At 72.7% G+C, this 16,014-nt stretch carries 14 protein-coding genes; 7 read left to right on the top strand and 7 right to left on the bottom strand.

The features are described 5' to 3' along the window. Positions 1-52: 52 nt before the first annotated feature. Entirely contained in the window at positions 53-1,222 is a 1,170-nt protein-coding gene (locus AQI70_RS22550; RefSeq protein WP_062152881.1) for an MFS transporter, read from the bottom strand. Between the two features lie 193 nt (positions 1,223-1,415). Here AQI70_RS22550 and AQI70_RS22545 point away from each other — a divergent pair, with 193 nt between their 5' ends. Further along, positions 1,416-2,894: a glutamate-cysteine ligase family protein gene (locus AQI70_RS22545; protein ID WP_004003252.1), complete on the top strand. Its 1,479-nt coding sequence runs from the start codon at positions 1,416-1,418 to the stop codon at positions 2,892-2,894. Positions 2,895-2,957: 63 nt separating this feature from the next. On the opposite strand, the gene AQI70_RS22540 is transcribed toward AQI70_RS22545, so the two are convergent. The 4 genes from AQI70_RS22540 to AQI70_RS22525 form a co-directional block, all read right to left on the bottom strand. Further along, positions 2,958-4,091, bottom strand: coding sequence for a Gfo/Idh/MocA family protein (locus tag AQI70_RS22540; RefSeq protein WP_062152879.1), 1,134 nt, complete (start codon positions 4,089-4,091; stop codon positions 2,958-2,960). Then, the gene (locus AQI70_RS22535; RefSeq protein ID WP_062152877.1) at positions 4,061-4,771 is read right to left on the bottom strand and encodes a ThuA domain-containing protein; all 711 of its coding nucleotides are present in this window, start codon (positions 4,769-4,771) and stop codon (positions 4,061-4,063) included. The genes AQI70_RS22540 and AQI70_RS22535 overlap by 31 nt, the downstream gene beginning before the upstream one ends. Positions 4,772-4,884: 113 nt before the next feature. Continuing rightward, positions 4,885-5,487, bottom strand: a complete 603-nt coding sequence (locus tag AQI70_RS22530; protein ID WP_062152875.1) for a response regulator transcription factor — start codon at positions 5,485-5,487, stop codon at positions 4,885-4,887. Then, the gene (locus tag AQI70_RS22525; RefSeq protein WP_062152873.1) at positions 5,484-6,722 is read right to left on the bottom strand and encodes a sensor histidine kinase; all 1,239 of its coding nucleotides are present in this window, start codon (positions 6,720-6,722) and stop codon (positions 5,484-5,486) included. The genes AQI70_RS22530 and AQI70_RS22525 overlap by 4 nt, the downstream gene beginning before the upstream one ends. 165 nt (positions 6,723-6,887) lie before the next feature. Here AQI70_RS22525 and AQI70_RS22520 point away from each other — a divergent pair, with 165 nt between their 5' ends. Together AQI70_RS22520 and AQI70_RS22515 are read left to right on the top strand one after the other, a co-directional pair. After that, on the top strand, positions 6,888-7,100 hold the full coding sequence (locus AQI70_RS22520; protein ID WP_208607415.1) for a hypothetical protein: 213 nt from the start codon (positions 6,888-6,890) through the stop codon (positions 7,098-7,100). A gap of 60 nt (positions 7,101-7,160) precedes the next feature. After that, complete coding sequence (locus AQI70_RS22515; protein WP_062152871.1) at positions 7,161-7,751, top strand: hypothetical protein; 591 nt, start codon at positions 7,161-7,163, stop codon at positions 7,749-7,751. Positions 7,752-7,753: 2 nt separating this feature from the next. Here AQI70_RS22515 and AQI70_RS22510 read toward each other — a convergent pair whose 3' ends face one another. Further along, positions 7,754-8,152 carry an ACT domain-containing protein gene (locus tag AQI70_RS22510; protein ID WP_062153122.1) on the bottom strand — a complete coding sequence of 133 codons (399 nt, stop codon included), beginning with the start codon at positions 8,150-8,152 and terminating at the stop codon, positions 7,754-7,756. A 253-nt stretch (positions 8,153-8,405) separates the two neighbouring features. Between AQI70_RS22510 and AQI70_RS22505 the strand changes: the two genes are divergently transcribed. From AQI70_RS22505 to lpdA, 3 genes are all read left to right on the top strand, one after another. Next, positions 8,406-11,609 carry an amidohydrolase family protein gene (locus tag AQI70_RS22505; protein ID WP_062152869.1) on the top strand — a complete coding sequence of 1,068 codons (3,204 nt, stop codon included), beginning with the start codon at positions 8,406-8,408 and terminating at the stop codon, positions 11,607-11,609. Between the two features lie 129 nt (positions 11,610-11,738). Continuing rightward, a complete protein-coding gene (locus AQI70_RS38665; RefSeq protein WP_062152867.1) occupies positions 11,739-12,626 on the top strand; it encodes an SCO2400 family protein in 888 nt (295 codons plus the stop codon). A 196-nt stretch (positions 12,627-12,822) separates the two neighbouring features. Further along, the gene (gene lpdA / locus AQI70_RS22495) at positions 12,823-14,235 is read left to right on the top strand and encodes a dihydrolipoyl dehydrogenase (protein ID WP_062152865.1); all 1,413 of its coding nucleotides are present in this window, start codon (positions 12,823-12,825) and stop codon (positions 14,233-14,235) included. Positions 14,236-14,333: 98 nt separating this feature from the next. Here lpdA and AQI70_RS22490 read toward each other — a convergent pair whose 3' ends face one another. After that, a complete protein-coding gene (locus AQI70_RS22490) occupies positions 14,334-15,086 on the bottom strand; it encodes a CPBP family intramembrane glutamic endopeptidase (protein ID WP_244181793.1) in 753 nt (250 codons plus the stop codon). A gap of 128 nt (positions 15,087-15,214) precedes the next feature. Here AQI70_RS22490 and AQI70_RS22485 point away from each other — a divergent pair, with 128 nt between their 5' ends. Then, entirely contained in the window at positions 15,215-15,991 is a 777-nt protein-coding gene (locus tag AQI70_RS22485; RefSeq protein ID WP_062152863.1) for a class I SAM-dependent methyltransferase, read from the top strand. The last annotated feature ends 23 nt before the right edge of the window (positions 15,992-16,014 follow it).

Here is a 16,014-nt window from a genome sequence, read left to right as displayed (position 1 = left end):
ACCGACGGCGGGCCGGGCAGTCCGGCAGGGCAGAACTGCCCGGACGATCAGGTCAGTTGGGCGTCGCACGTCGCGTCGCGAGCCCGATGGCGGTGGCGATCGCCGCCAGTACGGCGACGCTGGTGAGGGCGACGGGCAGGGAGAACCAGTCGGCCATGAAACCGATGGCGGGTGGCCCGAGGAGCATGCCGCCGTAGCCGAGAGTGGAGGCGGTCGCCACGCCGCTGGGGCCGGCGAGGGAGCCCGCGCGTTCCACGGCCACCGGGAAGAGGTTGGCGAGACCGAGCCCGGTGACCGCGTAACCGAGCAGTGCCGCCCAGAGGGAGGGCGAGAGCGAGCCGAGCAGCATCCCGGCCGCCGCGGTGGCGCCGCCCGCGACGACGGTACGGCCGTGGCCGAGCCGTTCGAGGAGGGCCGTACCGGTGAGCCGGCCGATGGTCATGGCCAGCGCGAAGCAGGAGTAGCCGACGGCCGCGACGCCGGGCGAGGCGTCGAGGTCCTGTTGCAGGTGCAGGGCGCCCCAGTCGGCCATGGCGCCTTCGCCGTAGGCCGTGCACAGGGCGATCAGGCCGAAGACGATCACCAGTGGGCGCGTCCTGGGGTCCGGGCGGCGCGGGGTGTCGGGCGTGGTGAGTGCGCGGTTCGCGGTCGTCGGCGGTTCATGGCGCAGCAGGGTACGGCCCGCGACCACCGTCACCAGCAGCCCGATGACGGCGAGGCCCATCAGGTGCCGGGTGGGGGAGAGGGTCCCGGCGACCAGCCCGCCGAGGCCCGCGCCGACCATGCCGCCCAGGCTGAAGGCCGCGTGGAAGCTGGGCATGACGGGCCGGCGCAGAGCGGTGACCAGAGCCACGGCGGCGCTGTTGAAGGCCACGTTGATTCCGCCGTAGGCCGCTCCGAAGACCAACAGGACGGCGCCCAGTGCCGGTACGGAGTGGGTGAGCGGGGGCAGGGCGACACTGAGCGAGAGCAGGACGGCGCAGACGACGGTGACCTGGTGGCTGCCATGACGGCGGCAGAGCCGGCCGGTGAGCATCATGGTGAGGACGGCGCCGGCGGAGACGCCGAGGAGGGCGAGACCGAGGGCGCCGGCGGAGGCGCCGGTCTGGTGCTTGATCGCGGGGATGCGGACGACCCAGCCGGCGAAGAGAAAGCCGTCGAGGGCGAAGAAGGCGGTGAGGGCGATGCGAAGACGGGTGAGGTCGCTTTTGGCGCCCGGCACGACGTTGTGCTTTCGGGCTTTGTTTATTAGCGGCACAAAATCAGGCTAGGTGGGGCCGGAGGAGACGACAAGAGGGGACCGGGCCCCGGAGGGAGGCCCGCGGCGGATGCGGCCGTGCCCTGACTGTCCGGGTTCCGTCCGAGGTGCGACGCTGGGACGAGAGGTATCCGCCGAGGGAACTCGGGAGGGCACGATGGGACGTGACGTGCCGGCCCTGGTGTTCACGCGGGAGGATCGCCGTCGGTACCGGGAGAAGATGCACACCTGCCTCGATGTGCTGGCGCAGATGCTGCGCGAGTCGACCTTCGAGAGCGAGCGCCCCCAGGTCGGGCTGGAGATCGAACTCAACCTGGTGGACGAGAACGCGCTGCCGGCGATGCGGAACACCGAGGTCCTCCAGGCGATCGCCGACCCCGCCTGGTCGAGCGAGCTGGGCCGCTTCAACCTGGAGATCAACATCCCGCCCCGGCAGCTGACGGCCGGTGGCCCCGGCGCCTGGGAACAGGCGATCCGCGACGCGCTCAACCACGCCGAGGAGCGCGCCTCGGCCGTCGGCGCGCATCTGATCATGATCGGCATCCTGCCGACCCTGGGGGAGACGGACGTGGGCGAGGCCGCCCTGTCCGGCGATCCGCGCTACAAGCTGCTCAACGAGCAGATCTTCGCGGCCCGCGGCGAGGACCTGCGGATCACGGTGGACGGCGTGGAGCGGCTGTCGACGTACGCCGACACCATCACCCCCGAGGCCGCCTGCACCAGCACCCAGTTCCATCTCCAGGTCGCTCCCCGGCAGTTCGCGGACTACTGGAACGCGGCCCAGGCCATCGCCGGCGTGCAGATCGCCCTGGCGGCCAACTCGCCCTTCCTCTTCGGCAGGGAACTGTGGCGAGAGACCCGTATCCCGCTGTTCGAGCAGGCCACCGACACCCGTCCGCAGGAGATCAAGGCCCAGGGAGTACGGCCCCGGGTGTGGTTCGGAGAGCGGTGGATCACCAGCGTCTTCGACCTGTTCGAGGAGAACGTGCGCTACTACCCCGCGCTGCTGCCGCTGTGCGACGACGAGGACCCGCGGGAGGTGCTCGACCGCGGCGACGTTCCGCAACTGGGGGAACTGACGCTGCACAACGGCACCATCTACCGCTGGAACCGCCCCGTCTACGCCGTCACCGACAGCGGTCCACATCTGCGCATCGAGAACCGGGTCCTGCCCGCCGGCCCCACCGTGGCCGACATCATCGCCAACGGAGCCTTCTACTACGGCCTGACCCGCGCCCTGGTCGACGAGGACCGGCCGCTGTGGACGCGGATGTCGTTCTCGGTCGCCGAGGAGAACCTCCACGCCGCGGCCCGCGACGGCATCGACGCCCGCCTGTACTGGCCCGGCATGGGCGAAGTGCCGGTCACCGAACTGGTGTTGAGGCGCCTGCTGCCGCTGGCCCATCGGGGCCTGGAGCTGGCCGGCATGGACGCGGGGTGGCGCGAGCCCCTGCTGGGCATCGTCGAGCAGCGCTGCGTCGCCGCCCGCAACGGCGCCCTGTGGCAGGCGGAGACCGTCCACCACCTGGAGAAGGCCGCCACCTGCGACCGCCGGGAGGCGCTGCGGCGGATGACCATGACGTACATGGACTACATGCATCTCAACGCGCCCGCGCACACCTGGGACGTGGACTGACACCCGGGACACTCATGCACCCGGGCGGCGATCCGCCGCCGCGGCTGCGCCCACCCGTCCGCCTCACCGCGCCGCGGGGCCGGCGGACGCCGTCTCCTCTCCTCGCCACTCCTCGGCCGCCGTCAGCGGAACAAGGGCGGGCGGCTTCGCCGACGTCGTCAGCTCGATGCGCCGCCCCTCGGCCGACGAGCGGAGCAGGGCGCTCATCGTCTCCAGCACATGCAGGGCGAGTTCGCCGCTCGCGCGGGGCGCCCGTCGCCCGTCGGCGGCGATGAAGTCGAGCAGACCGACGCCCCGTGCGCCGTCGGCGTAACCCGCCGAGGGCGGCAGCGTGCGCCACTCGGTGCCGCCGAGTTCGAAGAGCCGTACCGCACCGTCGAAGTGGTTCGGATCCGGCACCGCCAGCGTCCCCGTCTCGCCGTGGACCTCGATCGGCGCGGCCGTGCTGGTGACACCGTCGAAGCTCGTCGTGATCGTCGTCAGGGCCCCGCTCGCATGCTCCAGCACCCCGGAGACATGACTGTCCACCTCGACCGGTATCCGCTCGCCCGCACGCGGCCCGGAACCTATGACGCGCTCGGCGCGCAGCCGGCTGGACGCCCCGATCACGGCACGCACCGGGCCCAGCAGATGGACCAGCGAGGTGAGGTAGTACGGCCCCATGTCCAGCAGCGGGCCGCCCCCCAAGGCGTAGTAGAAGTCGGGGTGGGGATGCCAGCGTTCGTGTCCCGGCGTGACCAGCACGGCCGAGGCGAACAGGGGGCGTCCGACGCTCCCCGCCGCCACCGCCGCCCGCGCCGTCTGGATGCCTGTGCCGAGCACGGTGTCCGGCGCGCACCCCACACCGACCGCTGCCCGGTCGGCGGCCGCCATGACGGCCTGGGCGGCAGGGAAGTCGGCGGCCAGCGGCTTCTCCCCGTAGACGCTCTTGCCGTGACGGATCGCGCCGAGGGCGATCTCGGCATGGGCGGCGGGGACGGTGAGGTTCAGCACCGTGTCCACGTCCGGGCTGCTCAGCAACGACTCGACGGACATCGCCTCGACGCCGGGCAGTTCGGCGGCGACCGCCGCCGACCGGGCGGCGTCGAGGTCGGCGACCGCGGTGACGCGCAGCGCGGGACGGCCGACGAGCGTGTCCAGGTACGCGCGGGAGATGACTCCGAGACCTACGACGCCGACGCGGTGCGGGTCGCCCACAGCATGCCCCTTTCGATGATGGTGCGGACGCTGGGGTTCTCCAGCACGTCGAGGCTGTGCCCCGGGGTCGTGACCACGACGCGGCCGGCGCCCCATCGGCGGGTCCAGACCGCGGGCGAGCGGACCGGCCGGTGCCAGGGCTGCCACGGCCGGGTGGGATGGGTGGTGGTGGCCAGGACGTCGATCAGGTCGTCGTGGAGCACCCAGTACTGCTCGGTGTCCAGTTCGAAGTCCTCGATGCCCGCGGTGACGGGGTGGGCGCGGCCGAGCTCCGTGATGGCGACGACGTGCGGCAGGTAGTTGTCCTCCTGAACTCCCCGGCGGGCGCACGGCTCCTTGCCCGGGTGGGCCGCGAACTGCCCTCCCACCAGGTGCAGATAGTCGGCGGAGGCGCGGAACGAGTCGGCGATGCCGCCGTGCCAGCCGGTGAAGCCGGTGCCGGCCACGACCGCCGCGCTCAGCCCCGCCAGCTGCTCGGCGGTGATCTCCGACATCGTGACGCACTGCACGACGAGATCGGTGCGGGCCATCTCGGCGGCGTCGGCGTAGACATCGGTCGACTCCTCGATCCTGACGTCGTATCCGCTGCCGCGGAGGAAGGGCAGGAACAACTCCGTGGCCCGGACCGGCTGGTGCCCCTCCCATCCGCCTCGGACCACCAGGGCCTTCTTCCGCGTCATCTCGTTCCTCTGTGGGGTCGAAGGACAGCGCCCTCACTATGCGCCAGGCGCTCGCCCACGGGAAAGAGTCGCCGGATTCCGCGAAATTTTCGCTCCGGACAGCCGGCGCGGCCTCAGATCCACCCCTGCTCCCAGGCGCGGTGCGCCGCCGCGTGACGGGTCGGCACGCCCAGCTTGGACATGGCCGCGGAGAGGTAGTTGCGCACCGTGCCGGGGGCCAGATGGACGCGGGCGGCGATCTCGGCGATCGACGCGCCGGTCCGGGCCGCTCGCAGGACCTCCAGTTCGCGCTCGGTCAGGGGGCAGTCGTCCTCGGTCAGTGCCGAGGCGGCGATGTCCGGGTCCACATAGCGGCGGCCGGCGGCGATGTCGCGGATGATCTCCGCCAGCCGGGCCGCCGGGGTCGTCTTGGGGACGAAGCCGCGTACCCCGGCGGCCAGCGCCCGACGCAGTACGGCAGGACGGGCGTGCCGCGTCACCAGGACGACATGCGTGGGCAGTTCGGCCCTGATCTCCTCGGCGGCCCGCAGTCCGTCGGTCGGCGGCATCTCCAGGTCGAGGACGGCGATGTCGGGGCGGTGCTCGCGGGCCAGCCGTACCGCGTCGGTGGAGGTGGCCGCCTCGGCGACGACGGTGACGTCCTGCTCCAGCGTGAGCAGGGCGGCCAGGGCGCTTCTGAGCAGGTCCTCGTCGTCGGCGATCAGCAGGCGGATCATCGGGCGGCTCCGTCCGTGGGGTGCGGCGGGTGTGGCGCGTGCGGGGACTTCGCCGGCAGTACGGCCGTGACCGCGAAGCGGTCGCTGTCGTGGTTCCAGGTCAGCTCGCCGCCGGCCGCCCCCAGCCGCTCGGCGAGGCTGCGCAGCCCCGTGCCCTCCAGGGCGGCGGGATGCTCCTCCGCGCCGTCGTTGGCCACCCGCAGGCGGGCCAGACCGCCCTCGATCCGGTAGTCGACCCGGGCCTGCCCGGCCCTGCTGTGCCGGAGCACGTTGGTGGTGGCCTCCCGCATCACCAGGCCGAGGAGATGACGGGCGGCGTCGGTGAGGCCGGGGGCCACGGCGGCGGGATCCAGGGTCGTCCGCACGTCGATTCCGGCGGCGGCCAGCACCCGGGTCGCGTTGGTGATCTCGTCGTCCAAAGTCGTACGACGGTACCCCTGCACCACGGCACGGGTGTCACCGAGGGCGTCCGCCGACAGCCGCCGTACCTCCTTCATCTCCGCGGCGGCACGCGCCGGGTCCAGCTCGACGAGCCGTTCCGCCAACTCGCTCTTCAGCGCGATCACTTGGAGGTGATGACCCTGGATGTCGTGCAGCTCGGCGGCGAACCGCAGCCGTTCCTCCCGGACCGCCAGCTCCGCCTCCAGACGCCGCGCTTCGTGCAGCCGCCGTGCCGTGTCCCAGGCCCACAGCGGGCCGAGCGTAACCCAGGCCGTGAAGGCGACGAGCCCGGCCGGGAACAGCGTGGCGTACGCCAGTTCCCCGTCCCCCTCGGCCAGGCTCACGACGCCCCCGGGCAGCGGCGCGAGGACCACCGCGCCCGCGATCAGCAGCCGCCTGCGGCGCGGCGGGAGATACGTGGCGACGATCGCCACCACCAGGGCGGGCGCGACCGGCCACAACCCGTAGTCGCGCAGGGCCAGGGGGAGCGCCGCGAGCACGACCGCGGCCCCGGCCGCGATGGCCAGTCGGCCCAAGGGCGGTCCACCGGGGTGCGGGTCGGACACCGGCAGGAGTGCCAGCCGTCGGCTCAGCAGTACGACGCACGCCCACACCTCGACGGCCAGCGCGACGGCGGCCGGGCCGCGGGCCCACAGCGGGACGTCGCCGTCGAGGACCCACTCGCCGACGAACACGGCCAGGACACCCGCGGTCATCCCCGGCACGGTCCACCACATGGAGCGGCCAAGGCTGTGCAGCCCCGCCGCCTCGCGATCGATCGACCCGTCCCCCATCCGGTCATTGTGGCTCAAGCCGCATGACAGATGTCACGCGAGGACGTGACAACACCACGTCCGCACAGGGGGATTCGGCACTGCCGGTGCGCCTCGCCACGGCACAGGGTGGAGGTGTCGAACAGATACCCCGCCCCCGTACCGGAGGAGAGCCGTCATGCAGGCATGGCATCCCTGGAGATGGCGTTCGACATGTCGGTCGGGATGGCGGTCTGGATGCGCCGCCGTCGTCATGGCTGGGCGAGCACGCTGGAGATGTGCGCCGTGATGTTCGCGCCGCTGCTCCTGCTGTTCCCGCTGCTCCGGCTGGACGTCGTCAGGGCCGACTCGCTGACAGTTAGCCGCCGTGCCGCACCCGATCGCGGCCGTGCGCCGTGAGCCGTGGCCTTCCCGCGCGAACTCGCCGCTCCCGTACGACTTCACAACCCGGAGGTCCCCATGTCCACCCCGACACCCCACGCGACGGCGGAGCGACCGCACCCGGCCGCGGTGCTCAGGCGACGCTGGCCGACGGCGCTGGCCGCCGCGGTCGTCGCCCTCAACCTGATCGGATCCGGCTCGCAGGACGTGGCCGACGCCGTGGGCGGCTTCGGGGAGACCCTGCCGCTGCTGCCCCTGATCTATCTGATCGTCCATCAGATCGGCAGCCCGCGCGCCACCTGGCCGGTGCTCGGGGCCGGGCTGGTGGCCGTGTTCGCCCTTCCCCTCCAGGGCGCGGTCGCCCCGTCGACGGTCCTCGTCGCCCTCGCGCTGGCCGTCCTGGTCTGGGGTGCCGTGCGCGGGACTCCGCACGGACGGGCCGTCTTCGGGGTCCAGGCCGTGGGCGCGCTCGTCTTCTGCGGGCTCGCGCCGGCCGGGCTGGCGGTGGATCCGGACCTGGGCCGGTATCTGGTCGCGGCCGGCTGGTTCTGCCACGGCGTCTGGGACTTCGTGCACCTGTGGCTCGACAGGGTCGTCGCCCGAACGTTCGCCGAGTGGTGCGGCGTGGTCGACGTACTCGTCGCCGTCCAACTGCTCTTCCTGGTCTAGCCTCAGCCGGAGCGGCGCGCCAGGTCCACCAGCACGGCCACCGCCCGGCCGGCGTCCTCGACCGGCACGAACAGGTGGTCGTGGTGGAAGCCCGCGACGACGTTGCAGCTCAGGCCGGCGTCGGCGAGTGCCCGGGAGACCGCGGCCGTCAGGCCCACCGCCTCCAGCGCCGAGTGGACGCGCAGCGTGATCCAGCCGGCCACGTAGTCGTAGGCCAGTCCCGCCGCGTCGGCCTCCTCCTGCCGGGCGACCAAGGTGCGGCCCTCCGGCTCGGCGACCGTGACCACCGGGGTGACTCCGGCGGGGACGCCGCCCTCCACCGTGGTGAACACATAGCGGCCCGGATTCAGCTCCGGGCGCATACCGCTGAGCAGTTTCTGCAGGTCACGTTCACCAGCCATGATCAAGACCATACCCGCGGTCCCCGCCCGTCCGCGCTCTCGGCGGCGGAGCTGTGCGTGGCGGAGCGGTGCGCGGCGAACCGGAAGCGCCGTAAGGCCGGCAACGGCCGAGAAACGTCGAGCGGCCGCAACGTCGAGCGGCCGCAACGGTCGAGAAACGCCGGGGCGGGACCCGTAACCCGGCCCCACCCCGTACGTTGCCACCAGTGGTCTCTCCTGTCCGGCATGCCAACTCCGCGCACTGGGAGCTCTTTTGGACACCCAAGGCACCTCGGAAGCCACCGGTTACGGCCCGCTCTCCCGCCGCAGATTCCTCCAGGCCACCGCCACCGCCACCGCACTCGCCACCGTCGGTACGCCGGGCACGGCCGCCGCCTCCGCCACCACCACCCTCTCCTTCACGGCCGCCACGGGCGGTTCTGCGACCCTCGCCCCCTCGGGGGACCGGCTGGTCGCCGAGATCCAGAACGTGCTCTGGTCCATCCCGCGCAAGGGCGGCACCGCCGTCCCGCTCACCCAGCCCGGCCTCGAACCCACCCGCCCGCAGTTCTCACCCGACGGCAGCCGCCTCGTCGTGTGCGCCTACCGCGACGGAGGCTTCCACCTCTGGACCCTGCGGCCCGACGGCACCGGGCTGCGGCAGCTCACCGACGGGCCGTGGGACGACCGGGGGCCGGCCTGGTCGCCGGACGGCACCCGGATGGCGTTCGCCTCCGAGCGGGGCGGCGACACCGTGACCGGCGCCCCGTACCGCGTCTGGGTCGTGGACGTGCGCACCGGAGCGCTGACCCGGCTCACCGGGCGCCCCGGCCAGCCAGGTCCCGGGCAGGACACCGACTGGGAGGACTCCGACCCGACGTGGTCGCCCGACGGGGAGCGCGTGCTCTTCGTGCGCGGTGCCGTCACCGCCACGGGCACCCTGCGCGCGACCACCATCGCGTCCGTGGCCGCCGACGGCTCGGGCCCGGTCACCACCGAGTACACCGATGACTCCGGCGCCCAGGTGATGACCCCGGCCGTGTCACCCGCCGGACGCCTGGCCCATCTGCGCACCACGGCCTCGCCCGCGGCCTCCTGCACCCTCGTCGTGGACGGCGAGCCGGTCGCCGTGCGGGGCGACGTCCTCCCCGCACCGCCCCGCTGGGCGGACGACGAGCGCCTGCTCCTGACGGTCGACGGACACTTCCGGCTGATCGACCCGGACGCGCCCGGCGACGGCGAGGAGATCCCGTTCACGGCCACGCTGCCCGTGCACCGGCCCCGCTACCGGGTGAAGATGTACGACTTCGAGGGCGACGGCATCCGTCCCGTCCGCGCGCTGCACCTGCCCGCCCTGTCACCGGACGGCCGCAGCGTCGCCTTCGCCGCGCTCAACGCGCTGTGGACCGCCGGGACGACCGGGGGCGGCGCACCCCGCAAGGTCCTCCAAGTCCCCCCGAGCCGCTATGTGCTGGCCCCGACCTGGACGCCCGACGGCACGGCGCTGGTCTACGCCGACGACCGCGACGGACTGTTCACCGTACGGCGCCGCGACCTGCGCTCCGGCGCGGAGGCCGTACTCGCCGCGGGCGGCCGTGTCTTCCCCGCCCTGTCGCCCGACGGGGCGCGGCTGGCCTGCCTGGACATGTCCGGCAACCTGGTGGTGCGCGACCTGCCCGACGGCGGCGAACGGGTCCTGGCCGCACCGCTCGGCGCGGGCGGGCTGCCCGGCCGCCCCAGCTGGTCGCCCGACGGCCGGTATGTGGCGCTGTGCGACCGGAACCGCCTGGGCCGGCGCTTCCGCGAGGGCTACAACCTCATCCGCGTCATCGACACGGCCACCGGCACGGCCGCCCTGCACGCACTCGCCCCGCACACCTCCCTCTCCGACCGCTACGACTCCGGCCCCGTCTGGTCCCCGGACGGCCGCTGGATGGCCGTGGTCGCCGAGTCGGCGCTGTGGCTGCTGCCCGTGCGGCCCGACGGCACCCCGGACGGCGAGCCCCGCCCGCTCACCACCGAACCCGCCGACCACCCGTCCTGGTCCGCCGACGCCCGCACCCTGCTCCACCTCTCCGCGGGCACCCTGCGCCTGATCGACATCGCCGACGGCAGGGCCCGTACCGTCCGCGTCCCACTGGACTACCGCAGACCCCGCCCGGCAGACACAGTCGTGCACGCGGGCCGTTTCTGGGACGGCACCGGCTCGGACGTACGCGAGAACATCGATGTCGTGATCCGCGACGGCCGTATCGCGGAAGTGGTCCCGCACCGCACCGGCCGCCACCCGGCCGCACACCATGTCGACGCGAGCGACCGCACCGTGATCCCGGGCCTGTGGGACGCGCACACCCACCCCTGGCAGACCACGTACGGCGGCCGCCAGACCGCACTCCAGCTCGCGTACGGCATCACGACGGCCGTCTCCCTGGGCGGCTTCGCCTACGAACAGGCCCGCATCCGGGAGGCGGTCGCCGCCGGGGCCCTCGCCGGACCCCGGCTGCTGACCACCGGGGAACTGCTCGACGGGGCGCGGGTCGCCTACAGCATGGGCCGCGCCCACCGGACCCGCGCCGGCCTGCGCCGCTCGCTGGCCCGCGGGGCGGCTCTGGACTGGGACTTCGTGAAGACGTACGTACGGGCCCCGGGCTGGGTGATGAAGGAGGCCGCGGACTTCGGACACCAGCGGCTCGGCGTGCGCAGCGGCAGCCACCTGTGCACGCCGGGGGTGCAGCTGGGCCAGGACCTGACGACCCATCTGCAGGCGACGCAGCGCCTGGAGTACGGGCACGCGACCTCGGCGACGGGGCGTGCCTACCAGGACGTCGAGGAGATCTACACCGCCACCGGCTTCCACCTCGTCGCGACCCCGTTCACGGCCATCGCCCTGCTGGGCGCCGACCCCGCGCTCGCGGACGACCCACGCGTCACCGCGCTCATGCCGCCGTGGGACACCGCGCTCGTCCGCCAGCAGGCCGGACAGCCGCCCACCGACGCCCAGCTGGCCACGCTGGGGCGGGAGATGGACGTCTACCGGCGGATCCTCGCCGGCGGGGGTCTGGTCGCCCTCGGCACGGACCAGCCGATCGTCCCGGTCGGACTCCATCTGCACCTGGCCCTGCGCGCCCTGCACCGCGCCGGCCTGTCGCCCGCCGAGGCGCTGCGCACCGCCACGCTGCTGCCCGCGCGCGTCTTCGGCGCCGATGCCGACCTGGGCACCCTGGAGGAGGGCAAGCTCGCCGATCTCACGGTCGTGGACGGCGACCCGTTCACCGACTTCGCCACCCTGATCCGGACGGTGGCGGTCCTGCGCGGCGGCGTCCTGTTCGAGCAGGCGGACCTGGTGGACGCCTTCGACACCCTCGACACCTCCGACACCCTCGACGCCGCGACAGAGCGGCAGGCGGCCGAGGAGTGGCTGGAGGAGTGGCTGGAGGTGAGCCGCCGTATGCGCCGCGAGGGATGCTGTGAACTCTGAGCGGGTCATGGTTCACACACACTTCCTGCCACATCTGCGCAGGAGTATCACTCTGGCTGCACACGGCCTGGCCAAAGCCTCGTTAGCGTTCTGGCCGTTCGATACCTCGTGCGACCGGAAAGACCGCAGATGGACTACTGCTCCTCGTGCCGTCGGCACCTCAACGGGGCCCTCGTGTGCCCCGGGTGCGGCGCCTACGCCCCGGACATCGCTCCCTCCGCGGCAGGAGGCACCGTCGTGTCGGCCCCGCCCGGCGCGGCGGCGACCGGAACGGCGGCGGGGCAGACCCCCGCAGCCGACGCGTGGTACGACGGCTACTTCCGTGACGAGGCTGCTCCGTCGGCCGAACCGGAGGAGACCGCGCCCACGAGCCCGTCCGGCGACGTGGACGGCGTACCCGTGGCCCCGCAGGGCCGGGCGGCGCGGCGTCGCCAGCGGGCCCGCTGGAAGAAGAACCAGCGCCGGGCCGTGGTGGCCACGGCCGTCGCCCTGGTCGGCGGTGGCCTGACCGTCTCGGCGCTGGACCGGCAGTCCGGCGACAAGGCCCAGGCCGCCACCGCGCCGGAACGGCCCGACACCGAGCTCCCGGAGCACCAGCAGACGGAGTTCACCCGCCCTGCGTCCACTCCGCCGGACACCCGCGAGGCCAAGCGCACCGACGCCTCTCCTTCGAAGCCGTCCCCGACCCACGCCGCGAAAGAGCGCATCACCACGCCGCACACCACGCGGCAGTTCACCCGACCGGACGCGCCCGCCACTCCGCAGCCCACGGCGACCACGGTCCCGCAGCCGCAGACCGCCGCCCCGGCCCCCGGCGGGGCGACCTCGGGCGACAGCGGTGGCACGGCGGCCGAGCAGCAGCAGACGCCGGCCCCGGCGGCGACCGACAGCTCCGGCTCCGGCTCCGGCTCCGGCTCCGGCTCCGACTCCGGAACCGCCACATCACCGACGAGCCCCGCACCGGAAGAGACCTCGCCGGCGAACCTCTGCGTGCTCAACCTCGTGTGCCTTGGCTGACCATCCAGGGCAATCGACGTGACCACCCCGGGCAACCGACCTGAGCGTCCCGGCGCCGCCGCCTGAGATCACCGTCACCCTCCCGTATCCCCGCACAACCTCGCGGATGCGGTCATGCTGGAAGAAGCCGCCGCGATCTCCTCGCGGAGGCCGGCACCAGCAGAGCAGGACGTCGCCTCAGGAAGGAAGACTCTCCATGGTCGAGCAGGACGAGCGCTTCGATGTCGTGGTCCTCGGCGCGGGCCCCGGCGGCTACGTCGCCGCCATCCGCGCCGCCCAGCTGGGCAAGCGGGTGGCGGTCGTGGAGGAGAAGTACTGGGGCGGCGTCTGTCTGAACGTGGGCTGCATCCCCAGCAAGGCGCTGCTGCGCAACGCCGAACTGGCGCACATCTTCACCCGCGAGGCGAAGACCTTCGGCATCAAGGTGGACGGGCAGGTCAGCTTCGACTACGGCGAGGCGTTCCGGCGCAGCCGCAAGGTCGCCGACGGCCGGGTCAAGGGCGTCCACTACCTGATGAAGAAGAACAAGATCACGGAGTTCGACGGCCGCGGCACCTTCCTCGACCCGAACACCCTCCAGGTCACCGACTACGAGGGCAACACCCGCACCATCGGCTTCGACCACTGCATCATCGCCACCGGCGCCACGCCCAAGCTCCTCCCCGGCACCCGGCGCAGCGCGCGCGTGGTGACCTTCGAGGAGCAGATCCTGGCCGAGGAGCTGCCGAGCTCGATCGTCATCGCGGGCGCCGGCGCGATCGGCGTCGAGTTCGCGTACGTCCTCCACAACTACGGCGTGAAGGTCACCATCGTCGAGTTCCTGGACCGGATGACCCCGCTGGAGGACGCCGAGGTCTCCGCCGAACTCGCCAAGCAGTACCGGCGGTTGGGCATCGACGTGCTGACCTCCACCCGCGTCGACGCCGTCGACGAGTCCGGCCCGCAGGTGCGTGTCACGGTCACCGGCAAGGACGGCGCACAGCAGGTGCTGGAGGCCGACAAGGTGCTGCAGGCGATCGGCTTCCAGCCGAACGTCGAGGGATACGGCCTGGACAAGACCGGCGTGACCGTCACCGAGCGCGGCGCGATCGACGTCGACGGCCGCTGCCGTACCTCCGTCCCGCACATCTTCGCCATCGGCGACGTGACGGCGAAGCTGATGCTCGCACACGCCGCCGAGGCGATGGGCATCGTCGCCGCCGAGACCATCGCGGACGCCGAGACGATGGAGCTGGACTACGCGATGATCCCGCGCGCCACCTACTGCCAGCCGCAGATCGCCAGCTTCGGCTACACCGAGGCCCAGGCCCGCGAGCGGGGCTACGACGTGCAGGTGGCGAAGTTCCCGTTCACCGCCAACGGCAAGTCGCACGGCCTGGGCGACGCCACCGGCTTCGTGAAGCTGATCAGCGACGCCAAGTACGGCGAGCTGATCGGCGGCCACCTCATCGGCCCGGACGTCACCGAGCTGCTGCCTCAGCTGACCCTGGCCCAGCAGTGGGACCTGACCGTCCACGAGGTCGCCCGCAACGTCCACGCCCACCCCACCCTCGGCGAGGCGGTCAAGGAAGCGGTCCACGGCCTCGCGGGCCACATGATCAACTTCTGAGGCCTGGGTTGATCGCCTTCTGAGGTCTGGGCTGATCGACTGCTGAGGCCCGGGGTGATCGCGGTCTCAGGCCCGGCTGCGGTGGCTCGCCCGGCGACTCAGCCGTCGAGCCACCAGCGGGATGCCGCCCAGGCGAACACGTAACCGAGGCTGTTGACCGCCCAGTGCAGGGCGATGGGCGCCAGCAGGCTGCCCGAGCGGCGGCGCAGCTCGCACAGGACGACACCGGCGGCGGCCGTGGCGGCGATCGCCAGGGCGACCGTCGGTGCCACGCCCGCCGGGTCGTCGCCGAAGACCGAGCCTACGGCGGCGTTGGAGCGGTTGAGCCCGCGGGACGGCAGCAGATGCCACAGCCCGAACAGCAGCGACGACACGGCGGTGGCCCAGGCCGTTCCGTGCCGGCGCCGGAGCATGGCCCACAGCACGCCACGGAAGGCGGTCTCCTCCAGCAGCACGGTCCCCAACGGCACCCGCACCAGCGTGACCCACAGCACCTGCCCCACGGACAGGTCCGCCGCCCTGGAGTCATCGAACGCCTCCCGACCGGCCGGCACGGCGAGGAGAAGCAGCAGCACCAGGAGAACGACCCCCACCAGGACGGGACCCCACCGCAGCCCCCGGCGCAGCCCCGCCGCGTCGAGCCCCAGGTCGGCCCAGGTGAGACCGTCCCAGCGGGCGATCAGCAGCAGTACGGCCGTCGCGGTCACGCACACGACCACATACATGCCGGGGCTCCGCGCGAGCCAGTTGTTCAGCAGGTTCGCGACGGCGAGAACGGCGACAGCACAGACGATCCGCATCCGGTCCAGGATCCCCCGGAAGAGGCTCGAACGCGCTGCGGTGACCGTCACGGTCGGCCCGCACCTGTGGCGCGCCGACGCCCCCTTGAGCATCCTCGGTGGTACGGCCCTGCCCATGGCGCCGACCAGCACGGTCCTCGCCCACTGCGGCTCCCCGCGTCCCCAGGAAGGCACGACCCATGCCGGCCAAGAACCTCACCGCCAATCGCGCGACCCTCGGCCACCGCCTCGCCTACGCCCTGCGCCACCCCGACCGCGTACCGGGCCATCTGGCCCGCAGCGCCCGGGACATGTGGCTGCGCCGCCGCCACCCCGACCACGTCTCCTACTACCGCGCCGTGATGCGCTCCGACACCCGGGCCGACCCGGACGCGGCGGTCGGCAGCCGCAACCGTGAACGGTGGCTGGCGCTGGGGGCGATGCAGTTCGACTACCTGCTCGGCCACGGTCTGCGTCCCGAGCACCGCATGCTGGAGATCGGGTGCGGCAACCTGCGGGGCGGCTGGCGGTTCATCCGCCACCTTCAGCCCGGTCACTACTACGGCATCGACATCTCACCCGACATCCTCTTCGCCGCGCAGGACACCGTCGTGGAGATGGGCCTGCAGCAGCGGCTGCCCACGCTGACCCCGGTGCGCGATCTGACCCTCGGGTTCCTGCCCGACGCCCACTTCGACGTGGTGCACGCGCACAGCGTCTTCTCGCACTCGCCGCTCCCGGTCATCGAGGAGTGCCTGGCCAACGTCGGCCGAGTGCTGGCCCCCGGCGGCTGGTTCGACTTCACCTTCGACCGCACCGAGGGCGAGGAGCACCACGTACTCCGGGAGGACTTCTACTACCGCACCGAGACCCTCCTGACGCTGGCCGAGAAGCACGGTCTGCGGGCCCGCTTCATGACGGACTGGGAGGAACTCCCGCACGGCCAGTCCAAGATCCGGGTCACCCACGCGGTGTGAGCCGACGCTCCGTCATCAGGTCA

Origin of the sequence: Streptomyces curacoi, assembly GCF_001513975.1 — a bacterium.
Classification (GTDB): domain Bacteria; phylum Actinomycetota; class Actinomycetes; order Streptomycetales; family Streptomycetaceae; genus Streptomyces; species Streptomyces curacoi.
Note: the sequence above shows the minus strand (reverse complement) of the source record. Positions and strands in the feature narration are given on the sequence as shown.